This is a genomic window from Sphingopyxis sp. (assembly GCF_965227415.1).
Lineage (GTDB): Bacteria > Pseudomonadota > Alphaproteobacteria > Sphingomonadales > Sphingomonadaceae > Sphingopyxis.
In genome coordinates, this window is record NZ_OZ245749.1 from 3,339,499 (window position 1) to 3,355,761 (window position 16,263).

Genomic DNA, 16,263 nt, shown 5'->3' on the forward strand with positions numbered 1-16,263 from the left:
TACAGGGGGGCGAGCGATCGGTCGAGCGTCGAACGTCTGTTCCGCTCTCGGTCCTGCCCGCCGCTTGCAAAAGAGAAACCTGCTAGCAGATTTGTGCGCTGCAGCGTAAGGGCGCGAGAATGAGGATCGCGATCATCGATACCAGTACCACGCGCGCCGCCATCATTTCGGATGGTCTGCGCGAGGCCGGTCTCGACGACCTGGTGCTGATCGATCCGGCGGGAGCCGTCGTTGCGCAAATCGAAGCCGCGCAGCCCGAAGTCATCCTCGTCAATCTCGAAAACCCCAGCCGCGACCTGCTCGAGGATTTCTTTGCGATGTCGCGTGCCCTCGCGCGCCCGATCGCGATGTTCGTCGACCAGAGCGATGCCGAAGCGACTGGAGCCGCGATCGACGCGGGCGTGTCGGCCTATGTCGTCGACGGTCTTTCGAAGCAGCGCATCAAGCCCGTCATCGACCTGGCCGTGCGGCGGTTTCAGGCCTTTTCCCGGCTACAGCGCGAACTCGACGAAGCCAAAAATGCCCTGGCCGAGCGCGCGACGATCGATCGCGCAAAGGCGATCCTGATGCGACGCCGCGCGATCGACGAACCCGCTGCCTATGCGCTGCTGCGCAAACAGGCGATGAGCACCAACCGCCGCATGGCCGAGATTGCCGAGGCGATCGTCACGAGCGACGCGCTCTTGGGAGACATCGAATGAGCGCCGAGACATTCCGCATCGGCTTCCTGCCGCTGGTCGATGCCGCGCTGCCGATCCTCGCGCATGAACTGGGTTTCGCTGCACGCGAAGGGATCAGCATCGAACTGGTTCGTGACATGACCTGGGCAACGGTGCGCGACCGGCTGCTCTATGGCCACACCGACGCGGCGCACATGATCGCGCCGCTGGCGATCGCGACCGCGCTCGGGCGCGACCGGCCCGCGGTCCCGATGGCGGTGCCATTCGTGCTCGGGCTCAACGGCAATGCGGTGACGTTTTCGACCCAGCTCGCCCGGGATGTCGGACTGGGCGAAACGCTGGGCGATCCGGCCGTTATCGGCGCGGCGCTGCAGCGCGTGGCAGCAGCGCGAAAAATCGCGGGAACGCCGCTGCGCTTCGGCGTCGTCCATCGCTATTCCAGCCATAATTACATGCTGCGATACTGGCTCGCGGGGGTGGGAATCCGTCCCGACACCCATATCGACATCGTTGTCACCAGCCCGCCCTTTGCCGCCGACGCGCTTGCAGTCGGCGAAGTCGATGGCATCTGCGTCGGCGAGCCTTGGAATTCGATCGCGGTCGAGCGCGGCGTCGGCCATATCGCGCTCGCGACCGCGCAGATCTGGCGGCGCGGCGTCGAGAAAGTGCTCGCGATGCGCGAGGCGGTTGCCGATGAACGGCGCGATGCGGTCGAGGCGCTGCTGCGCGCGCTCCACGCCGCCGCCGCCCATTTCGTCCAGCCCGGCACGGCAGAGGAAAGCGCACGGATTCTGGCGCGGCCCGAATATCTGGACGCGCCGCGCGATGCGGTGTTGCGCGCGATCACCGATCACATCCGCCTCGTCCCCGGCGGCGAACCGATCCACTATCCCGATTTCATGTTCCAGCACCGCGAAGCGGCGAATTTCCCATGGCGCAGTCAGGCCGCGTGGCTCTATTCGCAGATGCTTCGCTGGGACCGGGTTCCCTATTCCGCCGTGGATGCTACGACCGCCACGGCGGTGTTCCGTCCCGACATCTATCGCGCCGCGCTGGCGGGGTCGGGGGCGCCCCTTCCCGGCGCCAGTTCAAAGCTCGAAGGCGGCATCGATGAGCCCCTCGGCGCCGGCTCGGTGCAGGGGCGCCTGCTCCTCGGCAGCGACCGTTTCTTTGACGGTCGTGCGTTCGATCCCGACGATATTCAGGGTTATCTTGCTGATCTTCCCTGAGTTTCCGATTATGCTGCACCTGCGAAATAACCGCTTGCGGCCGCGCCGCGAATCAGGCAGTCTTGACGCACTCGGCAAGGATGCCGGGGCAGGATAAAGCGACTACGGCTCCAACGACGGGACCGGTTCGCGCGGCAGGTGGGGAGCCTTTCCCCGCACTCCAACAGGCAATGAAGCCGTCAGGATGCGCCCGCGTGGTCGCCGTCCTGGCGGCTTTTTTATTGCCCGTCGCACAAGGGGACGGACGATGACGAATGGGACAAGCGGCGCCGGCGCCGGGGCAAAAACGGGTTTCTGGGCCAGCGGGCACTGGCCGACGCTGGTCGCGGCGTTTCTGTATTTCGACCTCGCCTTCATGGTGTGGGTCATCCTGGGGCCGCTCGCGCCGGCGATTTCGGAAGATCTGGGCCTGACCCCGGCTCAAAAGGGCCTGATGGTAGCGGTGCCGACGCTTGCGGGGGCGCTGCTGCGCGTCGTCAACGGGCTGCTCGTCGATCGCATCGGGCCGAAGCGTTCGGGCGCGATCAGCCAGCTGGTGGTCATCGCGGGACTGTTCATGGCCTGGGTCATGGGGGTTCACAGCTTTGGAGGCACGCTCGCGCTCGGGGTGATACTGGGTTTTGCTGGCGCCAGTTTCGCGATCGCGCTGCCGCTCGCCAGCCGCTGGTATCCGCCCGAGCATCAGGGCAAGGCGATGGGCCTTGCCGGCATGGGCAATTCGGGAACCGTGCTCGCGGCGCTGTTCGCGCCCGGTCTTGCCAAGCTGTTCGGCTGGAACGCGGTGCTGGGGCTCGCCTGCATCCCGCTGACGATCGTCTTCTTCGTGTATCTCGCGATGGCGAAAGACGCGCCGAACGCGCCCGCGCCGAAGAAGCTGGCGCATTATTTCGAACCGCTCAAGACCGCCGACGCCTGGTGGCTGATGGCCTTCTATTCGGTCACCTTCGGCGGCTTCGTCGGGCTTGCCGCATCGCTGCCGATCTATTTCACCGATCAATTCCATCTGACCCCGGTGATGGCCGGCTATTGCACTGCGGCCTGCGTTTTCGCCGGATCGCTGGTGCGGCCGATGGGCGGCGCGCTCGCCGACCGGATCGGCGGAGTGCGCGCGTTGATGGCGGTGTTCGTCGTCGCGGCGCTCGCCCTCGCCGGGGTGCCCCAGGCCGACACGCTGCCCGCCGCGCTCGGCCTGTTCGTGATCGCGATGCTCGCACTGGGCACCGGCAACGGGTCGGTATTCCAGCTCGTGCCGCAACGCTTTTCGGCCGAGATCGGCGTGATGACCGGGCTGGTCGGCATGGCGGGCGGGGTCGGCGGCTTCTACCTCGCCTCCTCGCTCGGCTTCGCCAAGCAGTGGAGCGGCAGCTTCGCCCCCGGATTCTACATCTTCGCCGGACTTGCGGTGGTCGCGCTGGTCGGGCTGCTGTTCGTGAAAAGCCAGTGGCGGGCAACCTGGGGCGCGGCCGAAGGCGTGCGGATCTGATCATGACCCGCACCCTCATCTTCCTGCTGGCGCTGGCGCCGGCCGGGGCCGCGCATGCCCAGGACCTGGTCCTGAAACCGCTCGGCGAAGCACGGCTGCGTCATGAAAGCGTCGACCAGGACGGGTTGGCGCGCAACGCCGACGCCCTGACCCTGCGCATCCGCGCCGGGGTCGAGGCGAAGGCAGGGCCGTGGTCGGCGCTGGTCGAAGGGCAAGGCAATCTGCCGATCATCGACGATTATTTCGATGGTCTCCATGGCCCCCCGACCCGCCCGATCGTTGCCGACCCCGATACCATCGCCCTTGCTCGCGCACAGGTTCGTTACGCCTCGCCCGGCTTTGCGATGACCGCAGGTCGCCAGCGTCTCGCGTTCGACGACGAACGCTTCGTCGGCGGCGTCGGCTTCCGCCAGAACGGCCAGAGCTTCGACGCGGTGCGCGCCGAGATCACGCCCCTCAAGGGTGTGAAAGCCGACATCGCCTATGCGTGGAGCGTTCGCACCATCTGGGGCATCGACGGCGCAGGCGCGCGGCAACAGGCGGTGTCGGGCGACAATATCCTTGGCAACGTCAGCGCGCAGACGCCGGCCGGCAAGCTCAGCGGCTTCGCGTATCTGATCGACCAGGACGAAGCCGCGATGCAGGGTTTCCGCATGTCGAGCCAGAGCTATGGCGCCCGGCTCGACGGATCGAAGCCGATCGGCAAGGCGAAGATCGCGTGGCAGCTGAGCTATGCCCGCCAGTCGGACTGGCACCGCAATCCGAACGCTTACAGCGCCGACTATTACCTGGCCGATGTCGCGGTCGATTTCGGCGGCCCGCGGATCGGCGCGGGCTATGAAGTGCTGGGCGCTGCCGACGGGATTGCCCTGACCAGCTTCCAGACCCCGCTCGCGACGGGCTTCAAATTTCAGGGCTGGGCCGACAAGTTCCTGGTTACCCCGCCCGACGGCGTGCGCGATCTTTATGCGAACGCGGGCTGGGGCTGGAAAATGCTCGGCCCGCTGAAGGCCGTGACGGTGCAAGCCGCCTATCACGCCTATCGCAGCGACCGCGCGAGCCGGACCTATGGCGACGAGATCGACCTCCTCGCCAGCGCGAAGCTCGGCAAGATCGCCGGCTCGGTGCGCTACGCGCGCTACGACGCCGACAGCTTTGCCACCGACACCGACAAATTTTGGCTCCAACTGGACTGGATGCTCTGATGGAACATCACCCCCTGAAGCCCGCAGCCGACACCCGCGATCATCTGGTCGTGATCGGCAACGGCATGGCGGGCTGCCGCGCGGTCGAGGAGTTGCTCGCGCGCGACGCCGACCGTTACCGCGTGACGATCTTCGGCGCCGAGCCGCGGGTCAACTATAACCGCATCATGCTCTCGCCGGTGCTCGCGGGCGAAAAGAGCTTCGACGACATCGTGATCAACGATGCCGACTGGTATGCGGCGAACGGCATTGCGCTGGTCGCGGGCGACCCGGTGGCGGCGATCGACCGCGCGGCAAGGACCGTGACTACGCGCAGCGGCACGGTCGAAAGCTATGACCGGCTGCTGATCGCGACGGGCTCCGATCCGTTCATCATCCCGGTACCGGGCAAGGACCTGCCCGGCGTCATCGCCTTTCGCGACATGGACGATGTCGACACGATGCTCGCCGCGGCCGATGCTGGTAAAAAAAGCGGGGGCGGCGATGCCGTGGTGATCGGCGGCGGGCTGCTCGGGCTCGAGGCGGCGCACGGCCTCAGCCTGCGCGGGATGAAGGTCACCGTCGTCCACCTGATGCCGACGCTGATGGAGCGCCAGCTCGACGAAGCGGCGGGATGGCTGCTCAAACAGGCGCTCGAAGCGCGCGGCCAGACGATCCTGACCGGCGCCGACACCGCGGCTATCGTCGGCGACGGCAAGGTCGAGGGGGTGAAGCTCAAGGACGGCACCCTGATCCCTGCCAGCCTTGTCGTGATGGCGGTCGGTATCCGTCCCTCGGTCGCCCTCGCACGCGATGCCGGCCTCGCGGTCGGGCGCGGCATCCAGGTCGACGATCATATGGTCACCAGCGACCCCGCCGTCCTCGCGGTCGGCGAATGCGTCGAGCATGACGGACAGGTTTACGGCCTGGTCGCGCCCTTGTGGGATATGTGCCGCAGCCTCGCCGACGGGCTGGTCGAAAGGCCGACCGGCTATCGCGGCTCGGTGACCTCGACCAAGCTCAAGGTGTCGGGGATCGACGTCTTTTCGGCGGGTGATTTCTCGGGCGGCGACGGGTGCGAGGATATCGTGCTGCGCGACGCCAGTCGCGGCGTCTACAAGCGCGTCATCGTCAAGGAAGACCGCATCATTGGCGCGGTGCTCTATGGCGATACCGCCGACGGCGGCTGGTATTTCGACCTGCTGAAAAAGCAGGAGGATGTCTCGAACCTTCGCGACCTGTTGATCTTCGGCCAGTCCTTCGCCTCGGGAGGGGGCGCCGCGGACCCTAAGGCCGCCGTTGCGGCGCTCTCGGACGATGCCGAGATTTGCGGCTGCAACGGCATCACCAAGGGCCAGGTCGTCTCGTGCATCGCCAAGGGTGCACACAGCCTCGATGCGGTGCGCGCTACCTGCAAGGCATCGGCAAGCTGCGGCAGCTGCACCGGGCTCGTCGAAAATCTGCTCGCGCTGACACTCGGCGACGAGGTGCAGGCGGGGCCGAAGACGATGTGCAAATGCACCAGCTTCGGCCATGACGACGTCCGCCGCGAGATCGTCGCGCAGACGATGCGCTCGATCCCCGAGGTGATGCAGAAACTGCACTGGACGACCCCCGACGGCTGCTCCTCGTGCCGTCCGGCGCTCAACTATTACCTCCTCTGCGCGCTCCCCGGCGGTTATGTCGACGACCAGCAGAGCCGGTTCGTCAACGAACGGCTGCACGCCAATATCCAGAAGGACGGCACATATTCGGTCGTCCCCCGGATGTGGGGCGGGCTCACCAACCCGACCGAGCTGCGCGCGATCGCCGACGTCGTCGAAAAATTCAATGCGCCGATGGTCAAGGTCACCGGCGGCCAGCGGCTCGATATCTTCGGGATCAAGAAGGAGGATCTGCCCGCAGTCTGGGCCGACCTCAACGCCGCGGGGATGGTATCGGGGCACGCCTATGGCAAGGCGCTGCGCACCGTGAAGACGTGCGTCGGGTCCGAATGGTGCCGCTTCGGCACGCAGGATTCCACCGGGCTGGGTGTCAAGATCGAGCGGATGAGCTGGGGCAGCTGGATGCCGCACAAGTTCAAGATCGCGGTGTCGGGCTGCCCGCGCAATTGCGCCGAGGCGACGATCAAGGATTTCGGCATCGTCTGCGTCGACAGCGGCTACGAACTGCATGTCGGCGGCAATGGCGGCATCCACGTCCGCGTCACCGATCTCCTGTGCAAGGTCGCGACCGAGCAGGAGGCGATGGATTACTGCGCCGCCTTCATCCAGCTCTACCGCGAGGAAGCCCGCTATCTCGAACGCACCGCGCCATGGATCGAACGCGTCGGGGTCGATTATGTGAAGGCGCGGATCGCCGACGACGATGCCGGTCGCGAGGCGCTGCGCGCTCGCTTCCTCTATGCCCAGAGCTTTTCGCAGGACGACCCCTGGGCGCAGCGCGCCGAAGGTGCCGAGGCCGAACATCATGCGCCGATGGCGCGCTTCACCCCACAGGAGGGCGCTTTGAAAGAGGAGGTTGGGGTATGACCGGCGACTGGCTCGATATCGGCTGGGTCGATGAGATTCCTGTCCGCGGCAGCCGCACCGTTCAGGTCGCGGGCGGCGACGACATCGCCGTCTTTCGTACGGCCGAGGGCAAGGTCTTTGCACTGCGCGACCGCTGCCCGCACAAGCATGGGCGCCTCAGCCAGGGGATAGTCCACGGCGGTGCGGTCGCCTGCCCGCTGCACAATTGGCGGATTTCGCTGTCGACCGGCGAGGCCCTCGGCGACGACAAGGGCTGCACGCCGATTGTCCCCGTCAAGATCGACGCCGGCCGCGTGCTGATCTGCCGCGCGAGCACGCTGAAGGCAGCGGCGTGACATTTGCCCCCTCCATCATGTTCCCCCGCGAAGGCGGGGGCCCATCACCTGTGGTGCCCATGTTCAACGACCCTCGGTTCCATGCCGCCCGGGCAGGCGATGGACCCCCGCCTGCGCGGGGGAACGGCCATGGCAATGGGCGAACCAAATGACCGCGATCCGCACCACCCACGCCTATAGCGGCGTGACATTTGCCCCACCCTTTGCGTTCCCCCGCGAAGGCGGGGGCCCATCGCCTGCGGTGTCCATGTTCAACGACCCCCTGTTCCATGCCGCCCGGGCAGGGGATGGACCCTCGCCTGCGCGGGGGAACGGCCATGGCAATGGGCGGGCCAAATGACCGCCATCCGCACCACCTGCGCCTATTGCGGCGTCGGCTGCGGTATCCGCGCGACGGTGACGGGCGCGCGGACGGTCGAAATCGCGGGCGACCCTGACCACCCCGCCAACCGCGGGAAGCTCTGCTCGAAGGGCACCCATCTGGGCGAGACTGTCGGCCTCGAAGGCCGCCTGCTCGCGCCCATGATCGGCCAGAAGCGCGCGAGCTGGAACAAGGCGCTCGATCTTGTCGCGAAACGCTTCAAGGAGACGATTGCGCGCCATGGTCCTGGCAGCGTCGCCTTCTATGTCTCGGGCCAATTGCTGACCGAGGATTATTACGTCGCCAACAAGCTGATGAAGGGGTTCATCGGCACCGCGAACATCGACACCAATTCGCGGCTCTGCATGTCGAGCGCGGTCGCCGGCCATATGCGCGCGTTCGGCGAGGACATCGTGCCTGCGACCTATGACGATCTCGACGCGGCGGACCTGATCATACTGGTCGGCAGCAACACCGCCTGGTGCCACCCGATCGTCTATCAGCGCATCCGCACACGCTGCGATGCGGGTGCGAAGCTTGTCGTCATCGATCCGCGGCGCACCGAAACCGCCGAGGAAGCCGACATCCACCTCGCGATCCGCCCCGGCAGCGACGTCGCGCTGATGAACGGCCTGCTCCAGCATTGCCGCGATGCGGGCGCGGTCGACGAGGAATATCTTGCCGCGCATGTCGCGGTGCCCGCGGATTTCTGGCACCAGCTTGGGGAGGGGAACGACCTGTGGTCGGTAGCACGGACATGCGAAGTGCCGGCTGCCGACCTCAGGCGTTTCTATGAGCTGTTCGCCGCCACGCCGCGCACCGTCACGATGTTCAGCCAGGGGATCAACCAGTCTACGTCGGGGACCGATCAGGTCAACGCGATCACCAACCTGCACCTCGCCACCGGCCGCATCGGCAAACCCGGCGCGGCGCCCTTCTCGATCACCGGGCAGCCCAATGCGATGGGCGGGCGCGAGGTGGGCGGACTTGCCTCGACCCTTGCCGCGCATATGGATTTTGCGCCCGAGAACCGCGCCCGGGTCCAGCGTTTCTGGGCCGCCCCCGCGATGGCCGAAAAGCCCGGCCTGAAAGCGGTCGATATGTTCCGCGCGATCGGCGAAGGCCGGATCAAGGCGCTGTGGGTAATGGCGACAAACCCCGCGGTGTCGATGCCCGACGCGAACAGCGTGCGCGACGCGCTTGCCACCTGCCCCTTCGTCGTCGTCAGCGACGTCATCGAACAGACCGACACCGGCGCCTTTGCACACGTCCGTTTGCCGGCCGCGGCATGGGGGGAAAAGGACGGCACCGTCACCAACAGCGACCGCACGATCAGTCGCCAGCGCGCGCTGTTCCCGCTGCCCGGCGAGGCGATGCCCGACTGGTGGATCGTCAAGGAAGTCGCCCGGCGGATGGGATGGAAGAACGCCTTCGCCTATGACCGGCCCGTCGACATCTGGCGCGAGCATTGCCGCCTGTCGACCTATGACAATGATGGCAGCCGCCGGTTTGCGCTGTCCGGTGCAGCGCCCGGCGGTCATGCTGCCTATGACGATATGGCGCCCTTTCGTTGGGGCGGCGATCAAATCTTTTCCGACGGGTCCTTTCCCACCGACGACGGGCGCGCGCGTCTGGTTCCGGTGGTTCAAAAAAGCCTGCCCGCGCCGCTCGCCAAATGGCCGCTGACGCTCAATACCGGCCGTTACCGCGACCAGTGGCACAGCATGACGCGCACCGGCCTCGCGCCCAAGCTGGCGCGCCATCGCGAGGAGCCGCTGGTCGAGGTGCATCCGGGCGATGCGTCGCGGCTCGGGCTGACCGACGGCGGCCTTGCAAGCGTCGAGACCCCGCAGGGCGGCAGCATCTATCGCATCCAGGTCAGCGCCGGCCAGCGCCCCGGCGAACTGTTCGTCCCGATCCACTGGACCGACCGGACGTCGAGCGGCGGGCGCACCGGCCTGCTCTCGCGCCCGCTCGTCGACCCCGTCTCGGGCCAGCCGGGTTTCAAGCGGACGCCCGCATCGATCGCGGCAGTCGCCACGAAATGGCGCGGTTTCCTGTTGCTGGCGCACGAACTCGACGCTCCCCCGAAATGCCTGTGGGCGACGCGGGTCGCGGTCCCTTCGGGCACGCTGTGGGAACTCGCCGGCAACGGCGACTTCAAGGCCATCGAGGCCCTGCTCCCACGCGGCGAGCGGATCGAGGCGCAGGATGCCGCGCGCGGGACGCGCCGCGTCGCCGTCGTTGCGCGCGGCCGCCTTGCCGCCGCGCTGTTCGTCACCGAAAGCGGCGAACTGCCCCCGCGCGACTGGCTGATCGCACAACTCACCGCCCCCGATGTCGCTCCGACATTGCTGGCCGGCCGCGCCCCCGGCGCGCAGGCCGACCGTGGTCCGGTCATCTGCGTCTGCTTCGACATCGGTATGAAGACGATCGCGGCGGCCATCCGCGACCAGGGGCTCGCCGACGTCGCCGCGATCGGCGCCGCGATCGGCGCCGGCACCAATTGCGGGTCGTGCCGTCCGGCCCTCGCAAGAATATTGGCGGAGGAGACGAGCGATGCAGCCTGACGATTTCGCGCCCGGTACGGTCTGGCTGGTCGGCGCCGGACCCGGTGACGCCGAATTGCTGACGATGAAGGCGGTGCGCCTGATCGAACGCGCCGACGTCATCTTTCACGATGCCCTCGTCGGCGACGCCGTGCTCGCCTTGATCCCGCCGAGCACCGAGCGCGTCAGCGTGGGCAAGCGTTCCGGTCATCATTCGAAAGATCAGCAGACAATCAACCCAATGCTCATCGACGCTGCCGCGGCTGGCAAGAGGGTGGTGCGCCTGAAAGGCGGCGACCCGTCGATTTTCGGCCGTTCGACCGAGGAGCTCGGCGCGCTCCGTGCCGCCGGCTTCCCCGTCCGCATCTGCCCCGGGATTACGACCGCCTGCGCCGCCGCCGCCTCAGCCGGGATTTCGCTCACGCTCCGCGGGGTCGCGCGCGACGTCCGCTTCGTCACGGCGCACAGCAAACGGGGCGCGGCGCTCGATATCGACTGGGACTCGTTGGCGCGCGGCGGCTCGACGCTTGCCTTCTACATGGGCCGCGACGCGGCGGCCGAGATCATGCGCGGCCTCATGCGGGCGGGCATGCCCGGCGAAATGCCGGTGATGATCGCCTGTCATGTCAGCGCCCTGGACGAACGGCGACTGGCGACGCGGCTCGATCTGCTTGAACTGGCGACCAGATCCTTCGCTGCTGCTGCTCCGACGTTGATTCTGGTCGGCAAAGCCCTGGCCATGGCGGAGCTCGTGCCCGCCAGTGTCCCGGATATGGCGCGGACGAGGCATCACTGACGTTACCTCATTCGCTTTTGTGGCAGCAGATGCACAGCTAATTGCCATTCATTTCCTGCGGCGACGGTCACCATCGCCGCGAGCGATGGCTTCGGCGCCGGCGAGCGTGATGTCAGCGCCGCCGCGCTGAAAAACTCCGGGCGTCAGGGCATTCGGACGATCAGGTCGAATGCCGACGCCTTCGAATTCGCGGCCGTCGGGGAACGAGTGGCGGCGCGGGCCAACCCACAGCTTCATGCCGTTGCCCCAGTCGGTGAAACGCGGCTGACCGCTCGACCCTGCAGTGACCTCGCCGACAAGTATCGCGCGTCCGCTTATCGAGGACGACATCGCGAAATCTTCGCACGCCGAAGCGCAACCATGATCGGCGTGACGCGCGCTGGCGGCATCGTGAGCGGGTGCGTTCGTTCGAAGCCCTTTTGGTCGATCGGACCCTGTTCGGTTCTGCTGCCGGGGGCCGATGGTTTGCGGTGGCGTTCGCGAAGTCACCGACGGCGCGATTCCGGATCAACGGTAGCCGGCATCGATCAAGGGACCGATCCCATTTGGCCTTCCGTCGGGCTGGGCGGGATGGTGTCGATCGCTTCAACGAACCCGGCAAGAAAGGCGCCGAGGCGCGTGTCTGGGTCAAAGGCCGCGGCGATCGCGCGATAGCCTTGGACGCGCCGGTTCTCGATCGGGCTTGGGAAGCCAAGATCATAGAATTTTTGGCGAATCCGGTTGACCATCACTTTGAGCGATCCGGACGTGCAACCGACCTCGGCGGCCAGCCGGTGATAAGCGACAAATTCCCCGCGCCGTCGCAGCAGCACGAAGAGTATCTTCATCTGCGTCGACCCGCGCTGGCCCAGCCGCGAAAGCTGGTGCCAGGCAATGACGCTTTGGGGCAGCATCGGCTCGCGAAAGGGCGAATGGCCGGACTCGCCGGAAAATGCGTCCGCTCCCGTAGCGCCCGCCCCCGCGGTATCCGCCATGTCCGAACTGCCCGCCAATGCGCCCGGCGACGCAGCATCAACGCCGCAATCCGGCGCGATTTTCCGCGCGCGGATATAGGGCGACCACCATGCGGCAAGGGCCGGGTCGCAGCGCGATTTGATCGCGTCGATAGCGACACCCGAGAAATAATATCCGTCCTGGAACGTCGCGAGATGATCGCGAAGGCCCAGTTCCGACAGAGCCCTTCTGATCTGCGATATCATCACGAACATGCTCTGCCGACTGGTATTGAGTCGGCGTGCCAGGCTTTCCCGGCTTTGCCATTGATCGGGCCGCTGCATCAGAAGGAGCAAAAGCTGGGCGCATTTGGGATAAGGAAGGCCGAGCGCGAGCCTGAGTTCGAGCGCCGCTATTGCGCCGTCGCGGTTCCCGGCGCCGGCGAGGCGTCGGCTCTCGTCGGCGAGGATCGTGATCTGATCGGCTATCGTGAGCAGTTCGCCCGACGCATCGACGCTTCTGAACATCGCAATGTCGCGAATCGCATCCGCGAGGCCGTGCAGCGACGCCGGGCGAACCGTCCGGCTTTCTGCCCGTGCCTGATAGCCCGTCTTCACATACACCTGTGCCTCGCTCGTCGAAGTCCACGTCGGAAGAGCCGGGAAAGCTCGCCGCAAAACAGCCCGAGGCTGACGCCATTGCCGCGCCAAACGCCGCGCCGACACCGCCCCGGAAGCCGGGAAAGGTGCAGACTTCGGCTCCCCTATCCTTCGGCTTGGCCGCGATACTGGGGCCCGGAGGCGCCGCGAGACATTCTCCCGATGATCAAATATTTAAGCGTTCCGGCCGGGGATCCTGCCCTAACGGCTAGGCCGCCCACCTGCTGCGCCTTAGATGGGGCGGCATCCTCAACGCCATCGACCACAGCGCCGCGCCGAACTGGTTATCCATAATGTCATTATGAGTGTCCGACGATCTAAATGATAAGCCGGGCCCTGAATGTTATTATGGGATATCAAATTATATTAGGATCTGTTGGTTGATTATTTGTTTGGTGACGATAGCGTAACTGGGCACTTGCTGGTAGTCCCGCCACAAGAAAATTGCAGTGTGCTCCGTCGCATTTCCCCTTCCGTGCTCGGAGTGGGTCGCGGTCGTCATCACTTTTCAATTCCGGAAGTGATGGCGATCTCGCCTTCGAGGCGTTGCGGCCGTCGTTGGTTCGTCCGGATTGGCCAGGCCGCGAGCGAGCGAAGAACATGAAAAATTGCCCAAATTATGCAACGAATACGTGATCGCGCTGCGGTCGCCAAGCGCCTCTGCTGAAAAGGGTAGATATCTACCAGTTTGGCGTAGGGGTTTCATCGACACGGTAAGGGCGTCGCCGAGAATGCCCATATTCGCTAAGACAGTGGTGAATAAAATTGGAAATTGTTAAAGTATCTGACCTTATGCTTATTCCAACCTTCCGAGCAATTGGCGAGACTATTGCGGTATTCTGGAGCAACACGACGCTCCGGCAGATCGGAGTCGCCAATGCAGCATTCTATCGGATCCGGGCACGTCGGTCGCAAGATTGACCGCATCGGGCGCCATGTCGAATTCAGGCTCCGGCTGGAAAATCACGCTCATATCCGGCTTGCATTCGGCGAAGCGTCGGCGCTGGTTGCCATGCAAATCATCGAGGATGCGCTGAAAGACGCCGTCGGCTCCGATGCTCATGTGAGCTGGGTTTCAAGCGACTGCATCCTGGTCCGGCTTCTGGACGACCGCTTCCTTGGCACCGGGCCGAGTTCGACGCTTTGCCAACGATGGCTTGCCGAATTCTGCCTGGCGATGGCGGTACGACCTGTTGCGGGCGACACCGGCATATTCCACGTGGCGGTCTCGGGAGACTGGTCGGCGACCGATTTGGCGTCGGGAGAACGACAAAGCGGCAAGGAAAAGCCATTTGTCTGCGGCGCGATTTCAACTGCCGACGATTGGGCTCTGGCCTATCGCTCCGACATGGGCTGCGTCGTCAAGCTGTTCGACCTTTTGAGGTGCAAGGAAGCGGGCTTGCCTCGCGGCCGCCTGATCGTGCGCTGGCAACCGATTTTCGACGTTAGCGTCGCGGGCGAAATCTTCTATTACGAGTCCCTGATCGGCGAGATGAAAGACGACGGCGAGGTCGCCTCGCTGTTTCCGTCGATCCTGAGCGCGGAAAGGGTCGGGTTGGCGCGCATACTCGATCGGCACATGTTCGACGTGATCGTTGCGGAGCTGGAGGCGTTTCCCGACGTGGCGCTCGCGGTGAACATATCCGCTCAAAGCGTTCAGCAGGACGCGGGCTGGGCGGCGATTCAGGAGCGGCTTCGGCATGATCCGGCCGTCGCTCGCCGGTTGATTATCGAGATCACCGAAACGGCGGCTTTGCCGCAGCTCGCCGATGCTGCGCATTTTGTCCGCGCGATGCAGCATCTTGGCTGCCGCATCGCGCTCGACGATTTCGGCACCGGCTTTGCGTCGATCCGCCAGTTGCTGGCGCTCGAGCCGAGCATCGCGAAAATCGATCGCTTTTTCGTTCGTCGGTTGGCGAGCAAGAACGCCGACACCGCGACCTTTGCCAGCCTTTTGGGGCTCGCCAAATCGCTGGGCGTCCATGTCGTTGTCGAAGGTATCGAAACCGCGGCGCAAGCCGAAGCCGTCGCCGAGCTTGGCGGTACGCTGCAACAGGGATGGTATTGGCAAACGCTGACAAGCGCCCGCCCGTGGGCCCGCGCGGGAGCAACGGAACGCACCAGCGCGGTGAGTTAGGGTTCTTGGACCCGCCAATGGGAACATGGTTCGCGCCGCTGGCGGGTTAGGGTCAGGACCCCAGCGTGTGTCCTGGCGCCGGTTATGCGGCGACGTCGGCCGTCATTCCGTTGCCCGCCAGTGCCGGCCCGGCGATGTTGGGCCCCGCGCCCGCGCCCCTTCGCCGAACGGACAGGTTTCAAACAACCGGAATTCGCAGCGATGCGGTCGTGCCGACGCCGGGCTCGCTCTCGATGATCAGCGAGCCGCCGTGATTTTCGGCAATCTCGCGGCAAATCGCCAGCCCAAGCCCCATGCCTTTCGGCTTCGTCGTATAGAAACTGTCGAAAATGCGGCCGAGTTCGGACTGGCTGATCCCCGGCCCGTTGTCGATGATGTCGATATAGAGCCAATCGCCCGGTGCGAGCGTCAGCGCAACGGTGATCGTCTTGGACGCCTGTCCGTGAGGGAAGGCTTCGACCGCATTGTTGACAAGGTTGATGATGACTTGGGAAATATCTCCCGGTCGAACGAACGCGACGATTCCCGGGTCGGACATCCGATTTTCGAGCGTCAGCGCGACCTCCTGATGCTCGATCGAGTCGCGCATGAGATCGAGCAGCGACCGGACAAGATCGTCGATCGAGGTCTCTTTCGACTTGCCGGGATTGCGGGCGGCGAGCCGGCGGATCGAACTCAGCACCTGGCCGGCGCGTGAAATCTGCGAAATCGCACCCGTGAGCGCCTTGGTCGCTTCCTGGACATCGGGCGCGGGCCGCGTCAGCCAGCTCCGCGAGGCTTCGGCGAACGTCAGCGCCGATCCGATCGGTTGTCCCATTTCGTGCGCAATGGTCGTCGTCATGGCTTCGACCACGGTAATCCGGTTCATGCGCGAAAGCGCCTCGCGAATTTTGAAATTCTCGATCGCAAGCTGACTATTTTCCCAGATTTCTTCGATCGGGCGGCGCTCCGCGACCAGGCGGGACCGCCAGGCCTCGCGCTCCACCATCGCAACATCCTGCAGGATCAGGGCGGTCACGCACAGGATCAAGGCCTGTATCGCCTCGATGCTCGATCTGGCTTCCTCGACCGGCGGCATGGCGAGGGACCCGATCGTGTAGAGAGCGGCGGCAGCGAAAATCGTACAGTTCAATAACAGTGTCGCCTTTCTCCTGAACGGGACGCTGTTCAGGATAATGATGAAGAAGGCGGACGATATCCATAATGGGGCGCTGGTGTAATATTGAAAATAGGTCAGAAATCCGAAGAGAAAAATGAAAACGACCGTCAGCAGTTTCGATATTGTGCAGATGATATTCGCCGACAGCGATTTTTCCTGATCATGAAAGATGAAAAAATTGCGGAACATGATCAGGAATTCGGAAACGGATCTTTCGATTATCATTC

General features: G+C 65.0%; 12 protein-coding genes. 9 read left to right on the plus strand and 3 right to left on the minus strand.

Annotated features, from left to right (window positions below; translation table 11 throughout):
* Positions 1-119: 119 nt before the first annotated feature.
* From ACO055_RS16255 to cobA, 8 genes are all read left to right on the plus strand, one after another.
* On the plus strand, positions 120-701 hold the full coding sequence (locus ACO055_RS16255) for an ANTAR domain-containing response regulator (RefSeq protein ID WP_422059873.1): 582 nt from the start codon (positions 120-122) through the stop codon (positions 699-701).
* Positions 698-1,909 (plus strand): CmpA/NrtA family ABC transporter substrate-binding protein, encoded by a 1,212-nt coding sequence (locus ACO055_RS16260; protein WP_422059874.1) that lies wholly within the window; start codon positions 698-700, stop codon positions 1,907-1,909. Before ACO055_RS16255 ends, ACO055_RS16260 begins: the two co-directional genes overlap by 4 nt.
* Positions 1,910-2,156: 247 nt before the next feature.
* Positions 2,157-3,392, plus strand: coding sequence for a nitrate/nitrite transporter (locus tag ACO055_RS16265; protein WP_422059875.1), 1,236 nt, complete (start codon positions 2,157-2,159; stop codon positions 3,390-3,392).
* A gap of 2 nt (positions 3,393-3,394) precedes the next feature.
* Positions 3,395-4,597: a hypothetical protein gene (locus ACO055_RS16270; RefSeq protein ID WP_422059876.1), complete on the plus strand. Its 1,203-nt coding sequence runs from the start codon at positions 3,395-3,397 to the stop codon at positions 4,595-4,597.
* Positions 4,597-7,107 (plus strand): nitrite reductase large subunit NirB, encoded by a 2,511-nt coding sequence (gene nirB, locus ACO055_RS16275; protein WP_422059877.1) that lies wholly within the window; start codon positions 4,597-4,599, stop codon positions 7,105-7,107. The genes ACO055_RS16270 and nirB overlap by 1 nt, the downstream gene beginning before the upstream one ends.
* Complete coding sequence (gene nirD / locus ACO055_RS16280; protein WP_422059878.1) at positions 7,104-7,442, plus strand: nitrite reductase small subunit NirD; 339 nt, start codon at positions 7,104-7,106, stop codon at positions 7,440-7,442. Before nirB ends, nirD begins: the two co-directional genes overlap by 4 nt.
* A gap of 336 nt (positions 7,443-7,778) precedes the next feature.
* Entirely contained in the window at positions 7,779-10,373 is a 2,595-nt protein-coding gene (locus ACO055_RS16285; protein WP_422059879.1) for a molybdopterin-dependent oxidoreductase, read from the plus strand.
* Positions 10,363-11,148 carry a uroporphyrinogen-III C-methyltransferase gene (cobA, locus tag ACO055_RS16290; protein ID WP_422059880.1) on the plus strand — a complete coding sequence of 262 codons (786 nt, stop codon included), beginning with the start codon at positions 10,363-10,365 and terminating at the stop codon, positions 11,146-11,148. The genes ACO055_RS16285 and cobA overlap by 11 nt, the downstream gene beginning before the upstream one ends.
* 48 nt (positions 11,149-11,196) lie before the next feature.
* Here cobA and ACO055_RS16295 read toward each other — a convergent pair whose 3' ends face one another.
* A complete protein-coding gene (locus tag ACO055_RS16295) occupies positions 11,197-11,478 on the minus strand; it encodes a hypothetical protein (RefSeq protein WP_422059881.1) in 282 nt (93 codons plus the stop codon).
* A gap of 197 nt (positions 11,479-11,675) precedes the next feature.
* Positions 11,676-12,704: a helix-turn-helix domain-containing protein gene (locus tag ACO055_RS16300; protein ID WP_422059882.1), complete on the minus strand. Its 1,029-nt coding sequence runs from the start codon at positions 12,702-12,704 to the stop codon at positions 11,676-11,678.
* A gap of 913 nt (positions 12,705-13,617) precedes the next feature.
* Between ACO055_RS16300 and ACO055_RS16305 the strand changes: the two genes are divergently transcribed.
* On the plus strand, positions 13,618-14,877 hold the full coding sequence (locus tag ACO055_RS16305; RefSeq protein WP_422059883.1) for an EAL domain-containing protein: 1,260 nt from the start codon (positions 13,618-13,620) through the stop codon (positions 14,875-14,877).
* A gap of 178 nt (positions 14,878-15,055) precedes the next feature.
* Here ACO055_RS16305 and ACO055_RS16310 read toward each other — a convergent pair whose 3' ends face one another.
* Complete coding sequence (locus ACO055_RS16310; RefSeq protein WP_422059884.1) at positions 15,056-16,225, minus strand: sensor histidine kinase; 1,170 nt, start codon at positions 16,223-16,225, stop codon at positions 15,056-15,058.
* Positions 16,226-16,263 lie beyond the last annotated feature (38 nt).